General features: G+C 69.6%; 15 protein-coding genes. 3 read left to right on the plus strand and 12 right to left on the minus strand.

Features of this window, described 5'->3' with window-relative positions; translation table 11 throughout:
• Nucleotides 1-70: 70 nt before the first annotated feature.
• From hutF to BLU09_RS03140, 10 genes are all read right to left on the minus strand, one after another.
• Nucleotides 71-1,459 carry a formimidoylglutamate deiminase gene (gene hutF, locus BLU09_RS03095; RefSeq protein WP_090485159.1) on the minus strand — a complete coding sequence of 463 codons (1,389 nt, stop codon included), beginning with the start codon at nt 1,457-1,459 and terminating at the stop codon, nt 71-73.
• Nucleotides 1,460-1,526: 67 nt separating this feature from the next.
• Nucleotides 1,527-3,014 (minus strand): TraB/GumN family protein, encoded by a 1,488-nt coding sequence (locus BLU09_RS03100; RefSeq protein ID WP_090485161.1) that lies wholly within the window; start codon nt 3,012-3,014, stop codon nt 1,527-1,529.
• A gap of 78 nt (nt 3,015-3,092) precedes the next feature.
• Nucleotides 3,093-3,578, minus strand: coding sequence for a ferritin-like domain-containing protein (locus BLU09_RS03105; RefSeq protein ID WP_090485163.1), 486 nt, complete (start codon nt 3,576-3,578; stop codon nt 3,093-3,095).
• Between the two features lie 121 nt (nt 3,579-3,699).
• Nucleotides 3,700-4,011: a hypothetical protein gene (locus BLU09_RS03110; RefSeq protein ID WP_090485166.1), complete on the minus strand. Its 312-nt coding sequence runs from the start codon at nt 4,009-4,011 to the stop codon at nt 3,700-3,702.
• A gap of 81 nt (nt 4,012-4,092) precedes the next feature.
• Complete coding sequence (locus BLU09_RS03115) at nt 4,093-4,503, minus strand: hypothetical protein (protein WP_090485168.1); 411 nt, start codon at nt 4,501-4,503, stop codon at nt 4,093-4,095.
• A gap of 76 nt (nt 4,504-4,579) precedes the next feature.
• Nucleotides 4,580-8,317, minus strand: a complete 3,738-nt coding sequence (locus BLU09_RS03120) for an FG-GAP-like repeat-containing protein (protein WP_090485170.1) — start codon at nt 8,315-8,317, stop codon at nt 4,580-4,582.
• A 32-nt stretch (nt 8,318-8,349) separates the two neighbouring features.
• Nucleotides 8,350-9,879, minus strand: a complete 1,530-nt coding sequence (locus BLU09_RS03125) for a hypothetical protein (protein WP_090485172.1) — start codon at nt 9,877-9,879, stop codon at nt 8,350-8,352.
• A gap of 14 nt (nt 9,880-9,893) precedes the next feature.
• Nucleotides 9,894-11,324 (minus strand): DUF1501 domain-containing protein, encoded by a 1,431-nt coding sequence (locus tag BLU09_RS03130; RefSeq protein ID WP_090485174.1) that lies wholly within the window; start codon nt 11,322-11,324, stop codon nt 9,894-9,896.
• A 17-nt stretch (nt 11,325-11,341) separates the two neighbouring features.
• On the minus strand, nt 11,342-12,001 hold the full coding sequence (locus BLU09_RS03135) for a hypothetical protein (protein WP_090485176.1): 660 nt from the start codon (nt 11,999-12,001) through the stop codon (nt 11,342-11,344).
• Entirely contained in the window at nt 12,001-14,025 is a 2,025-nt protein-coding gene (locus tag BLU09_RS03140) for a DUF1585 domain-containing protein (protein WP_090485178.1), read from the minus strand. Before BLU09_RS03140 ends, BLU09_RS03135 begins: the two co-directional genes overlap by 1 nt.
• 169 nt (nt 14,026-14,194) lie before the next feature.
• On the opposite strand from BLU09_RS03140, the gene BLU09_RS03145 reads away from it, so the two are divergent.
• The gene (locus BLU09_RS03145; RefSeq protein WP_011551121.1) at nt 14,195-14,758 is read left to right on the plus strand and encodes a DUF420 domain-containing protein; all 564 of its coding nucleotides are present in this window, start codon (nt 14,195-14,197) and stop codon (nt 14,756-14,758) included.
• Between the two features lie 68 nt (nt 14,759-14,826).
• On the opposite strand, the gene BLU09_RS03150 is transcribed toward BLU09_RS03145, so the two are convergent.
• Nucleotides 14,827-15,426 (minus strand): biliverdin-producing heme oxygenase, encoded by a 600-nt coding sequence (locus BLU09_RS03150; protein ID WP_090485181.1) that lies wholly within the window; start codon nt 15,424-15,426, stop codon nt 14,827-14,829.
• A 178-nt stretch (nt 15,427-15,604) separates the two neighbouring features.
• Between BLU09_RS03150 and sitA6 the strand changes: the two genes are divergently transcribed.
• Nucleotides 15,605-16,303 carry a SitA6 family polymorphic toxin lipoprotein gene (gene sitA6 / locus BLU09_RS03155; RefSeq protein WP_090485183.1) on the plus strand — a complete coding sequence of 233 codons (699 nt, stop codon included), beginning with the start codon at nt 15,605-15,607 and terminating at the stop codon, nt 16,301-16,303.
• Nucleotides 16,304-16,336: 33 nt separating this feature from the next.
• Nucleotides 16,337-17,059 (plus strand): SitI6 family double-CXXCG motif immunity protein, encoded by a 723-nt coding sequence (gene sitI6, locus BLU09_RS03160; RefSeq protein WP_090485186.1) that lies wholly within the window; start codon nt 16,337-16,339, stop codon nt 17,057-17,059.
• A 25-nt stretch (nt 17,060-17,084) separates the two neighbouring features.
• Here the strand turns inward: sitI6 and BLU09_RS03165 are convergent, their stop codons facing one another.
• Nucleotides 17,085-19,649 (minus strand): S8 family serine peptidase, encoded by a 2,565-nt coding sequence (locus BLU09_RS03165; protein ID WP_244171374.1) that lies wholly within the window; start codon nt 19,647-19,649, stop codon nt 17,085-17,087.
• Nucleotides 19,650-19,683: the final 34 nt, after the last annotated feature.

Raw genomic sequence — 19,683 nt, forward strand, 5'->3', positions numbered from 1 at the left:
GCCCCTCCGGGAATGAACTCCCGGGGGGAACGTGCCGCGCCCCAATGCCATATCGGAGAAGAACCGACGCTCAGGCGTACAGCCCACGAGACAACACCTGGAACGCGCGGCCACTCTCCTCCGCGAGCGCATGCCGGCCCTCACGGACGACCTCGCGTCCGCCCACCACCACATCGCGCACCGCCGCCTTCTCCGCGCCCAACACGATGGCGGGCAACAGCGATGCGGGCAAGGCGCCCACGAGCGACGGATGGTGCAGGTCCACCGTGAAGAAGTCCGCGGGCGCGCCCGCCTCCAGGACGCCCGTGGCGAGCCCCAGGCTCCGCGCGCCGTCCACGGTGGCCATGTCCAGCAGCCGCGCCGCCAGCCCATCCATGGCGCCCCCGCCCGGGTCCAGCACGGCGCGCCGCAGCCGAGACAGCCGCAAGTGCCCTTCCAGCTGTCGCGCCTCATCCAGCAGGTCCACCGTGGCCTGGCTGTCCGAGCCCAGGCTGATGCGCGCGCCCGCCTTCACCAGCGCATCCGCGGGAACGATGCCGTCGCCCAGGTTCCGCTCCGTGGAAGGACACGCGCACACCGTGGCCTCGGCCCGGCCCAACAGCGACACCTCCTCGTCCGTCAGGTGCACCCCGTGGACCGCCGTGAAGCTGGGCCCCAGCAGGCCCAGGTCCGCCAGCAACTCCACGGGCCTGCGGCCATGCTCCGCCAGACAGGCTTCGATTTCCTTCGGCTGCTCCGCCACGTGCATGTGGACGGGCAGGCTCCGCACGGACGCCCCCGCGAGCGCCGCCAGCCACTCCCGAGGCACCGCGCGCACGCTGTGCGGCGCGAGCCCCACGCTGACCGCCGCGTCAGAGCGCACCTCGCGGGCCAGCGCCTCGACCGAACCCAGGAACGTCTCCACGTCCGGGTCGATGAAGCGGCGCTGCCGCGGATTCGCCGCCACGCCGAAGCCCGCACGGGCGTACCCCACGCGCAGCAGGCAGATGCGCAGCCCCACGTCCCGCGCGGCGCGAATCACCGCGTGCGCCAACGTGTTGCGGTCCGCGTACGGCGTGCCATCGGACTGGTGGTGGACGTAGTGGAACTCCCCCACGGTGGTGATGCCCGCGAGCGCCATCTCCACGAAGGCCTGCCGCGAGGCGACGTAGAGGTCCTCCGGGCTCAGCGACTCGGCGGCGCGGTACATCGCCTCGCGCCAGCTCCAGAAGTCGTCCGCCTCCCGGCCCGATGCCACGTACTCCGTACGCCCGCGGATGAGCCGCTGGAACGCGTGGGAGTGTCCGTTGACGAGCCCCGGCAGCAAGGCCCTTCCCGGCAGCGCGACGGTGCGCGCGCCCGCGGGGACGGATTCCGGGGCCAGGATGCGGCCATCGGCGCTCACCGCGAGGCCGCGCCCTTCGTGGAACCGGCCGCCCGTGTAGAGGAGCTCCGGCTGATAGACAGTGATGTCGCTCACGCCGGCAACTTACGCCAGCGCCACGGGGCGCGCAGCAGCCGCGGCGCGCCCCGTGAAATGCCAGACGTCAGTGGAGCGCGAGCGTCGGAGTCCGGTCTTCCGTCGGAACACCCGAGTTGTCTCCCCCACCCGGACGCCCCAGCCCCTTGTGCACCGCTGGCGCCGACGCGCTCACCGGCCCCACGTAGAAGACACCATGGTAGCCGTCGCCATTGGTGCCCCCCCACGTGTGCAGGAAGAAGCGGTCGCCGTTGTCCCGGCCCTTCGCCTCTCGGATGCCGCAGGCCAGCTGGTCCTTCACGCCCTTGCTGTCCACCGCGCAAATCCACGCCGACCCGCTGTTGTACGCCATGTCCAGCGCCACCACGCTGTCGAGCTCGTCCTTCAGCACCATCCCCATCGGCCGGAAGGACTTGTCCCACGGCAGGCCCTTCTTCGTGCGCGAGTGGATGTTGCCCGACAGGATGACGTGGAAGCGCCCCGGGCTCGACTCCACCTGGTGCCGGACCGTGGCCGCCATCGCGTCCTCGCGCGCCTGCCCCTGGGCCTTCGGGTGGTCGAAGACGAAGATGTCCACGTCCAGTCCGCGCGAGCGCAGCTGACGCAGTTGGTCCAGCATGTTCGCCACCGCCTCGCTGCTGCGGCCATCCGGATACGGGCTGCGCCAGAAGGGCGCCTCCATCAGCTTCAGCCAGTCATCCTCCGTCCCCGCGCTGTCCAGGAAGGTGTCCACCCGCGTCTGGCTCTCCAGCGGCAGCTCCAGCCCCACCGTCACCGGCATGCCGGCCACCGCCGTCTGGCAGGCCGCCTGCGCGATGAAGCGCGGCACTTCCTGCGTGCCGTGCATCTCCCCCAGCAGCAGCACCCCACCCGGCTTCACCTGCTTGCCCAGACCCAGAATCGGCAGGCCGCATTCGAAGTCCATGGCCGCCGCGCTTCCCTCCGCGTCAGGCGCCATCGCCACCTTCACCGGCTTGGGCGCGTTCTCCTCCTTCATCAGTTTGGGAGAGATGGCGCGGAACACCCGCCACTCCATGACCAGGTCCCGCGAGCCCTGCCCCGACTCCGCGTAGAAGGAGTTCTCCCCCACCGGCGCATCCAGCCGATCCTCCCAATCCTCCACGGAGAGGCCCGGGGCCGAGGAGCCACCTCCTGCCTTGTCACCGATGATGCGCGCCACCCCCCAGTCCAGCTCACGACCCGCCGGGGCCAGCGCCTTGTTGCGGCTCTTGGTGATGCGGATGATCCACAGCTTGCTCTGGGTGGGGGACTCGCGCTTGCCCATCACCATGTAGCGGTGGAAGAAGCCGGACACCTTCGAGCCACCGAACTCCTGGCGCCACTCCGTCTCCAGCACCATGCTGCCCCGGTCCTCGCGGAAGGGCAGGTTGGCCTCCGTGAAGTACTTGCGCACCTCCGGCCACATCTCCTCCACCGGCCGCTCGTAGATGGCCTCCCCATCCGGGATGAAGAGGTCGCTATAGGTGCCAGCCTGATGGGCACAGCCCGTCATCAGGCCCGCCAACACAACCGCCGCGAAGACCACCGAGCGCATTCGTCCCGTCTCCTCGTAGAGCCCCAGCGGGAGCGTAAACGAGGACCGGGCCCCGACATATCGGCCCGGGAGGGCGGCTCAGGCGGGGGCTTCGGAGCCCTCCTCGGCGATGGCGCGTGCCCGCTCCCAGGGACGCGTCCGGACGGCGTCGCGAATCCACATCACGTGGCGCCGCTCGTCCTCCCGGTGCTTTTCGATCAGCGCCCGGACCTCGGGGCGCCAGTCGAAGCGCAGGGCGACGTCATAGGCGCGGTTGGAGAACTCCTCGTTGCCGAGCATGGCCACCAGCGCGGCCTCGGTGCCCATCATGCTGGACATCGCCGTCAGGCCCACCATCGCCGTTCCCTTGAGGTCCAGGCGCAGCTCCAGCGGCGTCCCGCCCGCCTCGTGGATGAGGGCGTTCAGGTCCTGTACGTGCCGGACGTGGTCGATTCGGAATCCATTGAGCCGCTCGCGGACCAACGGTTCCGGAATCCGGGCCAGGGCCGCGTCGTAGGCACCCACGGCATCCGCGTCGAGCTGGGCCAGGCTGCGCAGCCGGGCCACTTCCGATTTGTCGGCCATGTCGAACTCCTGCGCTAAGGGGCTCGGGCAATGTGAGAAGGCTGTTCCCGCAAACCAACCCACCTCCTGGACGCGCTGGCTGTCCGCCCCTGGGGCAGGCGGACAGCCAGGGCCCAGGTCCTCAGGCGTGCACGGCGTCAGAGGGCGCGCGCGGCTGGGCGGCGTGCTTCCTCCGCGCGGCCCGGCGATGCTTGAGGACAATCACCGCCCCCAGCACCGCGCTCAACAGCATCAGCGCGTTCGTCACCACGAAGACCCAGTTGCCGACCTTCCAACTGTAGAGCGTGAACCCCACGGAGGCCGTCATCTGCCCCACGAAGAGCCACTTGGACACACCCTCGCTCGAGCCTGACTTCCACTGCTTGTGGACCTGGACAGTGATGGTCAACAGCAGGACGAATGAACTGAACCAACCCAGGGCTTCGGCCCCCATGCACCCTCCTGGCCACAGACGATGTGCATGCGCCCTGCCGTGTGCAGCACGCCCGTCACCCCACCGGACCGCCCACCGCGCTCAGCCTGTCCGCGCCGCCGCCTCGCGGTGTCGCGCAATCCATGCCCGCGCCTCTTCAGCCGAATCCACGTAGGCCGTGTCGAGCCGCATCCCGCCGCTCAGCATCGCGCCCACCATGAGGCTCTTGGTGGTGGCCTTCTGCTCCATCGCCGCGCCGATGTAGACGACGCCCAGGAACCAGCCCGCCTGCGCGTGGTCCACCAGGTAGCGGCGCGACTCCGGACTGAGGTGCGAGTCCGTGATGTCCGCGGCCAGGTAGAAGCGCTGCGCGTCCGCCATCTCCCGGTACACGCCACACGACCAGACCGACGTCTCCAGGGTGATGCCGCCCCGGAAGCGCGCCCAGAGGATGTCCGGCGCTTCGAACCACGCTTGCTGCTCGCCGTGACGCCACTCCCGGTTCAGGCTCATGGGCCTCCCACGCTGAGACAGGCGCCAGGATAGCCCCGGCCCCAGCGTGGACCCAACAGCCTCCCGGTGCGGACCGTCAGAAGCCGAGCGGCAACACGAAGGCCGTGCCGTTCTGCGTCCCCGTCCGGTAGCTGCGCGGCGCGCCGATGACGAGCATGGGCGGCGAGCTGCCGCTGCCCGGCATCATCGACATCGCCTGCCCCAGCGCCGAGCGCTCCGAGCCATCTCCCACCACCATGAGGAACGGTGAAAGCGCGCCCTGCTGGCCAACCCCGCCAGCATAGAGAAACACCGCGCCACCGCCGTCGGACGCCTCGGAGGCGCCCGGCGCGCTCACCAGCAGGTCGGGGATGTTGTCGCCCGTGAGGTCCGTGCCGCCCACCAGCCGCGCGCCGAAGTTCACCGCGCGGTGGCGGTGGACCAGCACAAGGGGATTGAGGCCGTCGCCCAGCGCGCCCACCACCAGCGGCGAGCCCGCGGACTGGAGCGCCTGCATCCGGTTCACCAGCACCGTCTTGTCGAAGAGCAGCACCACCGGCTGCGTCACGCCGTTGAAGGGAACGCTGGTGGCGCTGATGGCCACGAAGTCGCGCGTGTCGCCCAGGAACCGGCCCGCGCGCGTCATGCTCAGGCCCAGGCCCATGTTGGTGAGCTGCACCTCGCTGTCACCGGCGATGCGCCACACGGTGGCCGTCCTGCGCCCGCCGCAGCGCGAGCCGCTCGCGTCGAAGCCCAGCAGGATGGCCACGCCCGACCGCGAGCCCTCCGCGTAGCGCCAGGCCAGTTCGTCACAGCCGTCGCCGTTGAGGTCGCCCAGCGACACCGGCGCGAACGTTTGAATGTCCATGGACGGCATCGTGTAGACGGGCTCACACATCATGCTCAGCTTCGCCAGCGACGCGTCCTCGGGCGCGCGGCCCAGGAACACCTCCATGCCGTCGTTGCGCAGCAGGCCCACATCCTGGCGGCCATCGCCGTTCAAATCAAACCCACCCGCCACGCCGCGCCCGATGCCGGTGCGCCGGCAGAGGGCCTCTGGCTCCAACGTGCAGTCCGCGATGACGTTCGGCGCGAACAGCCGGTACGCCGGCTTGAAGCTGCCGTCCGGCTGCCCCAGTGACACCAGGGCGCCGCCCACCGACTGGGTGCCGCTGGTGACACACGCGGCGGGCACCGACGTGTATGTGTTGTTGAGCTCGTTGTTGGAGCTCGTGGTGCCCGTGCCCGGCACGTAGAAGTTGGACGCGCCCACCACCAGGTCTGGACGCCCGTCGCCGTTGAAGTCGGAGAAGGCCACGTCCACGCCCACGTTGCGGCCCGCCTGGTGCGGCGAGGGCAGGCCCTCCTCCACCACGGTGGCCTGCGCGGGCGCCGACACGTCGTGCACGTAGGCACGGCCAATGGTCAGGGCGTTGCCGTCATTGCTGGTGCCGGGGCCGGACCAGCCCGGCGCGCCCGTGAGCACCAGCGGACGGCCCTGCGGGCCCTGAGCGATCGCCACCGCCTCGCCGAAGCGCTCCACGCTCGGCTTCGCCGGCACCCGGACGCTGGTGCGCGTCCACTCCGTCACCGACGCGCCTTGACGGTGGTACAGCTCCACGCTGCCGGTGAAGGCCCCCTGAGGCGAAGAGGACCGGCCCGCGAAGGCCACCAGCGACGGGTTCGCCGCGGGGCCCCAGGTCGCCAGCCCCGAGCCCAGCGTGTCCGACACCGCCGTCCCGTTGATGACCGTCAGCGGCCGGTTGAGGATGCTGCCCTGCGTGAGCGTGGCCAGGGGATAGACGAGAATCTTGCCGCTCCAGCGCAGCGTGCCGCTCCCCACCCCCGAAGGCGCGGACGCGTACGGCGCGCCCAGGAGCAGCTCCAGGCCCGGCTCACCGTCGACGTCCATCACCGCCCAGCTCCGGCCCGCGTTGATGCCGCTGGCCTCGCCGTAGATGCGAGCGAAGGCCGCCTCGCGCGTCACCTGGGGCGGCCGGTTGGCGGGCTCGCCGGTGGCGGAGTAGCCCGTCAAATCGAACAGCAGCGCGCCGCCCGAATCGCTGCCGGACTGCAGGCCCCCGCTCGAGCGCAGGTCCGGCGAGTCCGCCCGGTCCGCCACCGCCAGCAGCAGCGGAGGCCGCGTGCCCTCGGCGGGGATGACGCCCAGCCGCCACGTGCCCTCGTTGCTGTCCGCCGTGTTGGCCGGCAGCACGTACACGTCCGGCGAGGCCCGGAAGCGCGCGCCTTGCGCGCGTGCCAGGAAGACGGAGATGGCCATCTGCGCGCCCGACACCGCTCCGGACGCGTTGTACCGGGACACCCGGCTCAGCGCCGCCAGGTCCACCAGGCCGTCCCCGTTGAGGTCGCCCGTCACCATCGCGCGGCCCAGCTCGGTGCTGCTGCGCGACACCAGGGCGCCGTCTGGCGTCAAATCCCAGCCGCCCAACCGCACCGTGGGAAGGTCCGGCACCGGCGAGCTCCGCGTCGACGCGTAGATGTCCACCGTGCCGCGGTTGCGGATGGCGTTGGTGGGGGCCAGGTCGCCCAGCGGCGAGCCCACCACCACGTCCAGGTCGCCGTCGCCCTCGAAGTCCGCGATGGCCATGCCCGAACCGAACGCCGCGTTGCGGAGCAGGCCGGTGAGCTGCTGGCGCAGCGGCGCCGGCGCCCCGCTTCGGAAGGTGTAGAGGTACACCGCGCCGGCGTTGGTGACGGCCACGTCCGCGCCCGGCGAGGACACCAGCAACTCCGCGCGCCCGTCCCCATCCAGGTCGCCCGCGGCCAGCGCGTCACCGAACTGCGCCGTCTCCGTGGTGCCGGTGAGCACCCACGTGGGCTCCGTCGGCAGGCCACCGCTGCCGCCCTTGAAGATGAACACGGCGCCGCCCGACGGTTCGTTCAGGTCGCTCTCGCGCTGCCCCACCGCCAGGTCCAGGTGGCCGTCGCCGTCGAAGTCCGCCGTCACCAGGGTGGCCGCGTCGGACAGACGGCCGTGCGGCAGTCCCGGCCGCGTCAGCTCGTCCAGCACGCGCACCGACACCCGCGCCGTGTCCCCGGTGAAGGGGTCCGCCGCGTTGAGCACCGCCACGCCGGTAGCGCCGGGCTCGAGGGTCAGCCGGCCGCCCGCCAGCGTCCCGGGGCCGGACTCCTTCGTCCAGTTCACCCGGTCACTGCCACCGCGCGTGGCCAGCGGCACGGACGAACCCGAGGGCACGGCGAGGAAGGCCGGCGCTCCGGTCAGCCGGGCATGGGTGCGGACCTCGTACTGGAGCACCACCTCGTCCCCTGTCTGGGTGTCGCGCACGGTGATGACGTCCAGGCCCTCACGCGTGCCGGCCGTGTAGAGGCCACCAGGCGACAGCGTGGCGCCGGAGCCGTCAGCCGACAGCAGGTACATGGCCGAGCCCAGCACGCCGTCCGTCGCCACCTGGAAGGAGGTGCCCGGCCGCAGCTCCGCGCGCACGGGCGCGACGTTGAAGGTCGCCGCCACGTTGACCTGCGTGGTGGCGCTCACGCCCGGGCAGCGCGCGTCCTCCACCACCAGCGTGTCCGTGCCCGGCGTGCGCCCCGCCAGGAAGCGGCTGCCCACCAGCTCACCCGAGGAGCCTCCCGGCTCCAGCAGGTAGGTGTAATGACCGCTGCCGCCGGTGGCCACCAGGGCCACGGGGCTCGACACACGCACGCGCGCGGGCTGCGCGGTGAGCGTCAGCGCGGCCAGGCCCGTGCATGGGTCCGTCTGGTGAGGCTGCGCCACGCGCGCGGGCGCAGGCTCATCCGAGCAGGCCGCGGCAAGGAGCGCGAGGAGGGGGGCCGCGCGGGTCAGTCGGGACATGTCAGGTACCTCGAGGGAGACTGCGCGTTGCTTCAGGGCCTGGCGCCAGAGGAGGCCCAGCGCTGGATGCGGGAGATGAGCTCGGGGTCCATGGGACCGTCGGCGGGCATCCGCTGGTCTCTCACGGCTTCGGTGATGATGGGCGCGTTGGCCCGCCACAGCTCATAGCTGTCGAGCGAGCGCGCCGCGCTGGAGCTGTTGTGGCAGTTGCGGCACCGCGCCTCGTGGATGGGGCGGATGTCCTTGTCCCAGCTCAGCGGCCCCGACGCCAGGGGCGCATAGTCGAACGGCACCGAGCGCCGCGCCTCCGAACCATCCGCGTAGCGCGCCACCACGGACAGGACGTAGCGGCCGGCCTCCAGCGACGCGAAGGAGTAGGCGCGGTGCGTCCCGTCGGCCTCCAGGCCGCCCAGGCTGTAGTCCGGCCCCTCCGTGGGAATCTCCGAGTTGCCCAGCTGGTAGACGACGCTCTCGGGCGCTCCGCCCGGCGGCATCACCGCGCGCACCACCAGCCCGTCATTCACCAACTGCATGCCCTGGTAGAGCCCCCGGAGGCGCGGCACCAGCACGTGGCTCAGCGCGACGGACACCCCGCCCTGCTGCACCCAGACGCTGCCGCTCTCGTCCGCGGCGATGAAATGGAAGTCCCCGGCGCCGGCGTCCTTGGCCGCGCGCCAGACGTTCGCGTCCGCGTCGTACTGGAGCAGCGAGCCGCCCGTCTTCACCCACAGGAAGCGGCCCGAACCCATCAACCGCTGCGGCTTCTCCGGCAGCTCCACGCGGCGCCAGCCGTCCTTGCCCCGGCGCAGCAGGGACTGGTTGGTGAGCGCCCACAGCTCACCGGCGGTCCCCACCGCGGGCCCGATGCCCGCCAGGGCCTGCAGCGACTCACCTTCCGCCAGGGGCGCGCTCGTGGTGTGCACCCGGTAGTGGGTGGTGCTGAGGGCCACCGCGACGCTCAGCCCGCCGTCGTGCAGGAACCACACGCCGGGCAGGTTCTCCGGTGAAGGCGCCGCCGCCAGCGAGGTGATGGCCTTCACCGACACGCCGTCCACCTTCAACTCCGCCAGCGTGCCCTCCTGCAGGCGGAACAGGCCGCGCGTGTGCGCCAGCCACACCGCGCCGTCCGCGGACTGCGCGGTGGCGATGACGCCCTGCCCCAGCGCGTCCCGCCAGGGCGGCGCGATGAGCCACCCCGACTCCGCCATGAAGAGCCCGGTCTGCGTCTCCACCAGGGCGCTGTGAGGCCCCAGCCGGAAGACGCCGAGGATGCCGCCCGCCGCCACCTCATTGTCCGGGTGTGGCTCCAGCGCCCCGTACGTGCCGTCCAGCCGCAGCCGGACCAGCTCGCGCGAGGCGGTGGCGAAGACACCCCCGCCCGCCTGGTCCGCGAAGCCGGAGACCGGTGCCAGGGCCGTGACGGCTGGGACCTGGACCGGCTGGAAGGGCGTCGGCTCGGGCTTGTCGAGCGGAAGCGAACGGTCCTCCCCGCATGCCCCCAGGACCACGAGCGAGAGCAGGGAGAGGACGGCGGAGGCGGAAGCCCTCGGATGGATGCGCATGCGAAATGGACGGCTCAGGCGAGAATGGGACGCAGCGGTTCGACGCGGGTGATGCTGTAGTCCAGCCCCGCGGACGCCAGCACCGTGGCGATGACGTGCTCGGGGAGGATGTTCTCGCCGTTCGGGTCCGACGCGCCGTTGCGCAGGTCGAAGGTGCCCGGCGCCATGCCAATGTCGCCGCTGCGGCCGAACACGAAGTTGTGCTTGATGCCGGCCCCCATCAGCAGCGCGGAGTTGCTCAGGTGGTGGTCACGGCCACCGGAGCTGTTGATGAGCGGCGTGCGGGAGAATTCGGAGAACACCATGATGGTGGTGTGGTCCATGAACTTGCCACCCGCGGGATGGTCGCTCTCACGCAGGTCCTTCACCAGCATGGCCAGGGCGTCGAAGCCGCGCCGCTGATTGTTGGCCTGCGTGAGCTGGCTGCCGAAGTGGGTGTCCAGGCCGCCCGTGAGGTTGATGGTGACGCACTGGGCGATGCCCTTCTTCAGCGCGGTCGCCACCGTGGCGGCGCGGCCGCGCTCGCCATTCACGTCGGTGGCGCTGGTTAGGTTGTACTTCGTGCGGATGGCCGCCATCTCCGCGCTGTGCGGCTGGTTGGGCCCAACGAGGAAGTCGAACGACTTGTCCAGTCCCTGGGACTGGATGAGCCGCATCTGCTCCTGGCTGTTGGAGTAGGTGGTACCCACCCCCCGCGCGCCATAGGCCGCCTGCTCGCAGTTGACGGGCTGGCCGCGAAAGTCGAGCAGCTGCTTCTCGAGTTCGCTGTCCAGCGCGTCCGCGCTGCCCTTCAGCGTCAAAATCAGGTCGTCCCGGCGGCTGACGCGCAGCGCGTTGGCATAGCCGCCGTACCGGTCGTTGTACGACTCCACGTTGTAGGAGATGGAGGCAATGGGCACGCGCGGCTTCATCTGCCCCACGATTTCAGTCGCCGTGGAGGAGCCACGCGCGGCGCTGCCAATGGGCATCTTCCCGGTGAGGAAGTAGCGGTAGCCCACCTCGTGGCCCAGCGTGTTCATGTTGATGCCGCGCACCACGGTCATCAAATCGTAGTGCCTGGCCAGCTCGGTGCCCACCGCGGGCCCGAAGTCGATGTTCGACCGACCCACGCCCGGAAGCTCGGCGGGGATGAGCGGCCGGGATTCGAAGCGGGCGTCGTTGATCTGGTCGTAGCCGGGGAGGATTTTCGTCTCCGAGGCACGGTCCGCGGTGAACTCGGTCGGGTCCCTCGGGTCGAAGGCCAGCAGCTGGTCCCATCCACCGTTGAAGTAGACGAACACGAAGCAGCGGTCCGCCGGCGCCATCTCCGCCGCCTGGGCGAAGGCGCGGAAGGGCAGCCCACCCAACAGGGCGGAACCCATGAAGCCAGCGGTGGCCTTGAGGAAGGTACGGCGCCCGTGGGCACAGCCCTGGGAGCAATTCTCGTCGTGGCGGTTCTTCTTCATCGCGGTCACTCCGAGCTTCAGTAGGTGATGAAGCGCGGGTCCGTCAGCATGGCGATACACACCACGGCCAACGTCTCATGGCGCTTGGAAGAGGAGAGGGTCTGCACCCGGCTCGCGGCCTGGGTGAAGAAGGACGCCCACTTCGTGAGCTCTTCGCCCGACAGCGGCGCCCCCCAGAAGCGGGTGGACATGTAGACGAGCTGCGCGCGCACCTCCGCGTCGGTCAGCTTCGTCAGGTCATCCCACTTCTCCGGCAACAGCCGGCCCATGGTGCGGGCCGACGCGTCCGTCATGCGCATCTCCGCGGACGCCTGGCTGATGCACACCTTGCGCGCGCCATCCTCCAGGAACTTGGCGAACACCAGGTTGGGCTCGATGTTCTCGCTCACCACCAGGGCATAGTCCGCGCGCCCCATGGACGTGGCGCGCGAGTCCAGTTCGCTCCAGCGCTGCCCCACCGCCCCGACGATGGCGGCGTCCAGTTGGGCCACGGTGAGCCGGCGCGGGGCGCGGCCCACGCTGCCGTCCTGGACCTCGGGGTCCGGCAGGGGCGTGAAGTCCCCAGGCTGATGCGGGTTGGCGATGGGCTCGATGATGCCGTCCGTGGACTGCGTGTCATCCTTCGTGCAACCGGAGGCCAGCGCGAGCAGCGCGGCGGTCAAAACGAGGCGGCGCATCAGTCAATCCTCCGGTAGGCGTCGGACGTCACCACGCGCTCGATGAGCGCCTTGAGGCGGTGGCCGTTGCGCGCGAAGTCCTGTGCGAAGGGCACCAGGTACATGCGCTGCTCCTCCGCCGTCATCGGGCGGCCGAGGAACTCGGTCCAGATGCGCCGCACCGTGCAGCGCTCCAGGTCACCCGACTGGAGCATCTTCTGCACCAGCAGCGCGGGACCGGCCTCGATGTTCTGCTCTTCGTCCGCCGTGCGGTACAGGTACGTCTTGAGCATGCCCAGGCTGCTGGCACCATCCCCGTCGTAGGCCTGCATGATGTACTGACTGCACTCGCCACCGCAGTTGGTGTCGTTGTTGAGGGCGCAGTCGCGGCACTTCGGGTCGTAGCGAGGGAACTGGTCGGGCGCGAGGAACTGCGCGGAGCGCTCCGCATAGCGGCCCCAGTGCGCGCCGGTGGGCTCCATGGTGGCGTGGCAGTAGTTGCAGCCGCAGCGCACCGCCAGGTTGTTCTCGCGGTTGCACGCGTCCTCCGGCGCGGGCGACGAAGCCCCCGGCGGCGGCGCGAACGTCTTGCAGAGGAAGGCTTCGTAGAAGTGGTTCACCCGCGCGCGGTGCGTGGGGAAGCGGTAGAGGAAGGACGGCGTGGTGAGCACGCCCGCGTGCCCCTCGTTACGCGTGTACTCCGCCCAAGCCTCCGTGTCGTTGTAGGCCACCACCGGCACGGCGCCCTGCGCGGTGGGCGTCGTCACGTTGAAGACGCCCACGCCCTGCTGGCTGCGGAAGTACTCGGAGAGGGTGCCGTTCACGAACGAGCGGCGCGTGGTGAGGATGTTGAAGTAGGGCTCGTCGCGCTGCACCACCGACTCGGCGATGCGCAGCGGCTCCTCGTTGAAGGCGGCCACGCGCAGGCTGTGCACATCCCGGATGTCCTGCGCGGTGATGGCGGGCGTCTCGCAGCGGCGCATGCCCACGCCGCAGCCGCAGCTGCGGTCGGTGGAGAAGCGGGACGTCTCACAGGACGCCATGTTCCAGGGGTTGTGGGTGCGCTCCTGCGCGTCGATGGCGCACACCTTGACGCTCTCCGGCGTCTTGTCGGTGGCCCAGTAGGGCGCGGCCTTGTTCACGAAGCCCTCGCGCAGGACGCAGCCGCGCTGAACCCCGTAGTTGCCCTTGAGTCCATTGCGCAGCTCCAGGTCCAGCGTGCAGCGCTTCAGCTCGGTGAGCGCCGGCTTGGAGTCCGGGTTCGGGTGCTTGAACGCCTTGATCTTGGCGCCATCCATCTCCTTCACCGTCAGCGCCCGGGTCGTGGTCTTCGTCGGGTCCGGCTCGCAGATGAAGGCCCCCGCGCCGCTGCCCGAGCCGCGCTGGTCACAGAAGTAGAGGTACTCGTGCTTCGGGTGGCTGGTGCTCAGCAGGTCCGAGCACTTCGCCGTGCCATCCGGCGTGGTCGGCGCGAGCGGCGTACACGCGTAGTAGTTCGTGTCGTAGTCGTAGCTGACGGCCAGCGGCACGCCCTCGTCGTCGTGGCACTTCGTCCGGGGACGCTCGGTGAGGGGCGCCGCGTGCGCGTCTGGCTGCTCCGCCGTGAGGCACTGGTCCTGCGCGATGTCTGAGTTACACGTCGCGCCATTCGCGCCGCGCAGCGTCGTGGCGGGATTGCCGGCCACGCCATAGGCGGTGGCAATGCCGTTGCCCGTCACCCGCGAGTTCTGGTTGTTGTTGAGGCTTCCGGAGAGGTTCGAGCGCAGCAACGCGCGGTGGTAGTTGCGGATGCGCGCGTTGAACTCGTCCTTCGTCATCATGGCGCGGATGTCTTCCACGCCGATGGAGCCCTTGGCCTGGGCGGCCTGGTACTCCTCGTAGGTGGGAGGACGGCCGAGCAAGTCCAGCGACAGCTGCCGGAGATGCCGTTCCAGGGGCACCTTCGCGACAACTGGTGAACAGACAGCCTCCTCTTGAGCGGAGGCTGGCAGGGCCAGAAGCAAGGCGGCACCAGCCAGGCAGGCAAGGTAGCGCACACGGAGCACGGGGGACCTCCGGAAGGGGGGGTCGGGGGGACCGTTCTCAGTATGCAGGAATTACAGTTTCAGTATCCAGTAGTACCCAGTGGAACATTTCATCCCACATGTATTCCCTAATAGTGTCAGCCAGTTAGCAAGGGTTGCAACGAAGCCCGCCACGCGAGACATAGGGCCCATGTCGAACGCCGCCCCTGCCGCGCTGCCGCCCCGGGTGAGTGACCGGGCCTTCTTCATCTTCACCGCCGTGGTGTCCGCGCTGGCATTGGCGTTCATCGGGTGGATTCTGCTGGTGCGCGGCGGCGGCCCGGTGGAGGGGGTGAACCTGCGCTTCCTCCCAGCGGTGAACGCAGGGCTCAACGCCACGGCCGCGGCGCTGCTCATCGGCGGGTGGGTGGCGATCAAACGAGGCGCGCGGCAGGTCCACCAGTACCTGATGGTCTCGGCCTTCACCGCGTCCGCGCTCTTCCTGGTCTGCTACCTGTCCTACCACTTCGTGCATGGCGACACGCGCTACGTGGGGGACTGGCGTGGGCTGTACCTGTGCATCCTGGCCAGCCACGTGCTGCTGTCCATGCCCGTGGTTCCCATGGCGCTGGTGGCCTTCTACTTCACGTGGCGCAAGGACTTCGTGCGGCACCGCAAGGTGACGCGGTGGCTGGCGCCCATCTGGGTCTACGTGTCGGCGACGGGCGTCGTCGTGTACTTCATGCTGCGTGGCAGCGCGCCCGCCGTCCTGTGACGCGCTGAAGCCGGGCGACGACGAAGCAGTCAGGTGGGGGCTCCCGAACGCACTGCCCCAGGTCGATGTCAGGCGGAGACGGAGGCAGGTGCCTGTCCCTGTCGCAGCCAGTCAGCGAAGGCGTCGAAGGTGTCTTGCGCGCCCGTCACCACGCGGGCATCGAAGGTGTCTTCCGTCGCGGAGATGGAGGCCTGGTTGACGGCGTCACCGAAGGCACGCCACCGGGGCCCGACCTCATCTCCGTACGCGCGGAAGAAGGAGAAGTCGCCCAGGGACACGCCGTCGAAGTGGCGGCGCAGGTGCCGGAGGATGAGCTGGCCGCCCAGCGTGGAGCCTTCCAGCACATAGAGGCAGCCCAGGGCCTCGGGCACGCCCGCCAGTGAGGGCAGTCCCGCGCAGTGTGGCAACCGTTCGAGCGAGGCGGCGTCATGGCCAAGCGCGCGAAGGTCCTCCTTCAGGAGAGGTACCTTCCAACGCGCGTGGACGGACAGGCCAGGAACCGCTTCAAGGCCCAGCCCGGCGAGCCGGGCCTCCAGCGGAACGTAGAAGCCGTGAAGCGCTTCCAGGTGACGTCGGTACGCCGTGGGCGTCAGGTCCGCATCCATCAATCGCACCTGGGCCTCGGTGCGCTCGTGGTGCGGGCGCGTCTCACTCTTCAGTCGCAGCATCAAGGACAAGGTGCTTGCACGATGCCGCTGTCACTGCCCGGTGGGAATTGGGAACTGTGGCCGAGTGTCCACCTCTCTACCCCTCGGCCGCTCTGGACACGGGCTCTCGAGCGACCACCAGATGTCACGGCCAGCCTCAAGCAAGCCCCACTGCCGCCCTCAGCTAGCATCGAACGCCATGCCATCCTTCTCGCGCAGGGCCATGACGCTGCTGCCACTCCTCGTCCTCTGTGCGTGCGCGGCGACTCCACCCGCGGCGTATGACCTGGAGGACGGCGAACACGCGGAGTCGTGTGCATCCACGGACGACGGCCATTGTGTCGTGCTTGCGTGTGATGAGGGACTGTGCGGCATCTTCGAATGCGGGGATGTCGATGCCAACTCGGTGGCGCAGTCATCTCCAGCCCTTGTGGTAGAGCTGGCTCGGACCTACCGCCCTCCCGCCTTCCGCAATTGGCGAAACATGGGCATCCATCCGGGCGCACGGCCGCGGATGACGTTCCACTTCCGCTACCGCCAGGGATTTCTTCCCGCCATCCCCCGCGTACCGGGCAAGCTCGTGAAGCACCACCTGTTTCCCCAACAGAGGGAGCTTGCACAGTGGTTCACGCAGAATGGCGTGGACATCCACAAGTTCACCATGCTGGTTCCGGAACACATCCACCGCCAGATTCACAGCGGCACGGGCCGAGGCGGCATGTGGAATCAAGCCTGGCGCGACTTCATGAGGGCCAAACGAAGCGGGCCCCTTCCTCCCGAAGTGTTTCACCGCAAGGCCGTCGAGCTCATCTTCCAATTCGAGCTGACCGGCCCCGTGGTGCCGTACAACACGTCCGTTGCGCCGTACCAGCACGGCCCCCAATTCCAAAGCCCCTGACCGCCCCAGGAAGCCCCCATCCCAGGAACGCTCGTGAAGGTATTTGAAGTCGAGGAAGATACGGCCGCCGGTTACACGGGCAGCATTGACGCCATTCATCGCTGGGGACTACCGGGCGTACAGCCCTGCCCGACATGCCGCGCGGGAGGCGGCTCCCCCGCCCTCGCCTATCCCTGCGTCGACCTATCCAGCCTCCCTGCCAGGGAGCAACAAACCCTCTCCGACCCCAGGCCCGTGCCGCGCGATACGATGCTGAAGCTCGTGGAGCGGGTGCGACCATTCGCTCCGGCATGGGCACGACTCGAGCCAGGGGCACAATTCGGCCCGCTGACAGGCCCTGGCATGGGCCGCTTCGGTCCGTTCTATATGCAGAACCCCTGGACCTTCCTGCTCCGGCGCGAAACCTTGGAGGCGTTGCAATCCCACGGATTGCGAGGACTCACAGGCCAGGCTGTCGACGTCCGCTTCCGTGGCAAGAACCCACCGGACCTGATGGAACTGCAACTGGAGCTGCACGGGCGACTCCATCCCGACTGCCTCCCGGCAAACCGAAAGCCCCCCTGCCCGACCTGCGGTAACGAGCCGTTCGACCTGCCCCAGCCCATCATCCTCCAGGCGTCCTCACTCCCCGCAAGCGCGGACCTCTTCCGCATGGAAGACGCATGGACGGTCATCCTCGCCACGGAGCGCTTCGTCGACGTGGCGGCACGACTGAATTTGGACGGAGTGGTGTTCCGGGAGCGGGAGTGCCGCTGAATCGCTCAGCCCTCCCCCCCGAATCTCACAGACAGAAGCCGCTGGCCATGCACGTCCGTCCCAGCCCACACGTCAGGCCGGAGGTGCGGCAGTTGGGCTGGCACGCTCCCGAACCCGTGCCGTCACTGTAGCAGACGTACCCGGGCCGGCAGTCCCCCTGCCCCGTGCCCACCTGCCGCGTGCAGGTCGCCAGACAGGCCTTGAGGCCCGAGGAGGAATCCACGATGTAGCACCGCGAACCCGCCGGACACGCGGAGCTGGTGCAATCCATGGAGCAGTACCCGCCCGGATAGTCCGTCACGCACACGCCCCCGGGACAGTCCACGCTGGAGCCGCACGCACTGCCCACCACCAGCGCCGGGTCATCATCGATGGGCGCCAGGGGAATCAGGTCGAAGCTCACATTCTCGATGCGGTCGCCCGCCTCCAGTTCCAGCGGCTCGAAGGAGTCCACGTTGCGCCAGTAGCCGGTGCGCTCGCCGTCTTCGAAGAAGTTGCCATCCAGGTCGTCGTCGATGGTGGCCAACGCGTAGTACGTCCGCGGCGCCAGGGAGATGCTGTACGCGTAGTCCGCCGAGGCGCGCGCGACAGCGATGGCCTCCTTTGCTGCCTGCCACTCGCCTTGCGCGTCCTGCCACACGAACGCAATGAGGGCGTCCAGGTCATTGGCGGCGCCCGCCACGCCAATCTTCACCGCCACCGTCGCCGAGCCCGCCGTCCCCGAGCCCACCAGGTTCAGCGTCACCACGGTGTCCCCTCCGGCCAGCCCGGATGCATCCACCGCCACACTCAACGGGGCCGAGCCGAAGGCGGGCACTCGCACCGTGTTGCCCTGCGGGAATGACACCGCCGAGGCATTGGGCCCACTGACGCTGGCCGATACCGTCAAATCGCCGCCCCGGTTGCCGCCCACGTTGCTGAGAATGAGCTGCTGCGTCCCGCTGCCCCGGAAGAACAGTGTGGACGTCGTCACGTTGAGCTGAGGGTCCAACGTGCCGGGGTCCACGTTGGCGACACGGGCCAGCGCCGCGCGCGCGTTGACGAGCCCCGCGCCGCAGCCTTCCGGGCACTGCGCGTTGGTGAGCGGCGTGGCGGTCTCCTTCAAGATGCGCTCCGCCACCGCGGCCGTCAGGTCCGGCCGCGACGCCGCCATCAGCGCCACCACGCCCGCGACGTGAGGCGCCGCCATGCTGGTGCCCTGCGAGAAGGCATAGGCCGGCTGCCCGTTCTCATCCAGCACCGTGGACAGCACGCCGTCCGGATAGCCGTCACCGTTCAGGTCCTCGCGCATCTCTCCGCCAGACGCCACCACGTCCACGTCCACGCCGAAGTTGGAGAAGCTGCTGCGCTGGCCCGCCAGACTGGTGGAGCCCACGCAGATGACGTTCTGCTGGTTGCACGGCGTGCTGTTGCGCGCATCCACATCTTCGTTGCCCGCTGCGACGACGATGATGGCCCCGCGTCCCAAGGCCGCGTCGATGGCGTCCTGGTACAGCGCCTGCGGCGGCGCGCTGCCACCCAGGCTCATGTTCACCACCTTCGCGGGGTTCGGATTGGGCGGCACGCCCGGCACGAAGCCGCCCGTGGCCCAGGTGATGGCCGCGGCGATGTCGAAGCTGCTCCCGCCCTTCTTCCCCAGCACCCGCACGGGAAGCAACCTGGCGTTCCAGGCCACGCCCGCGACCCCCACCTGGTTGTTCGTGTCCGCGGAGATGGTGCCCGCCACATGCGAGCCGTGCCACGACGAGCCGCCGCTGGGCGTGTCCCCTCCTTCGTCCCTCGGGTTGCTGTCCCGGCCGTCGCCGTCACCCGCGTTCTGCGGATCCGAAATCATGTCGTAACCCGGCAACACATTCGTCAGGTCCGGGTGCGGAACGATGCCGCTGTCGATGACAGCCACAACGACGTCCGTTGCGTCCGGCACCAGGTCCCACGCGGCCGGCAGGTTGAGCGTGGGGTAGTGCCACTGAAGGCTGTAGCCCCGGTCATTCGGCGCCGCCGTCGCCCGCATCCGCTCGTTGCGCACCGCGTACGTCACGCCCGGCACCTGGGCGAGCTGCGCCGCCCACTCCTGCGTCTTCGCGGCCGTCACCGCCTTGCCATCCAGCGGCTCGTAGCCCACCAGGTGCACATACTCACTCGCGTAACCCTTGTGCACCGCGCGGAAGCCCGGGCGCCGCACCGCCGCCAGCACGCGCTCCGGTGTCAGGCCCGCTTCCTCGAAGCGGAGGATGACGTCCCCGGGAATCGTGGGGGCCTCGCGGGAGGCCCGCTCGAGCGGCGCCGCGCCCGGCTGCGACGGGATGATGCGAAGCCCCGGCACGGCCTTCGGCGCCACCCGAGGCTCGCGCGAGCGCACCGCGTGCATCTCCCGCAGCGTCTCCTTCAGCTTCTCCAGCTCACCCGCGCGAAACGGCGAGCGCACCGTCTGGGAGGCACCGTCGCCAGCGGACCGTTCACTGCTCCGGAAAGGCGTCAGCGTCCCCTGGATGCGCCCGGTCCTGGAGGACGGCTCCCCCGGGTCTTCGTCATCGCCTGAACAGGAGGTGGCGGAGAGCAGCAACAGTCCCATCAACAGCAGGCGACGCATTCGGGCGACCCCTCGGAAGAAACGGAAGGGGCGG

Source organism: Myxococcus virescens (genome assembly GCF_900101905.1).
Taxonomy (GTDB): Bacteria; Myxococcota; Myxococcia; order Myxococcales; family Myxococcaceae; genus Myxococcus; species Myxococcus virescens.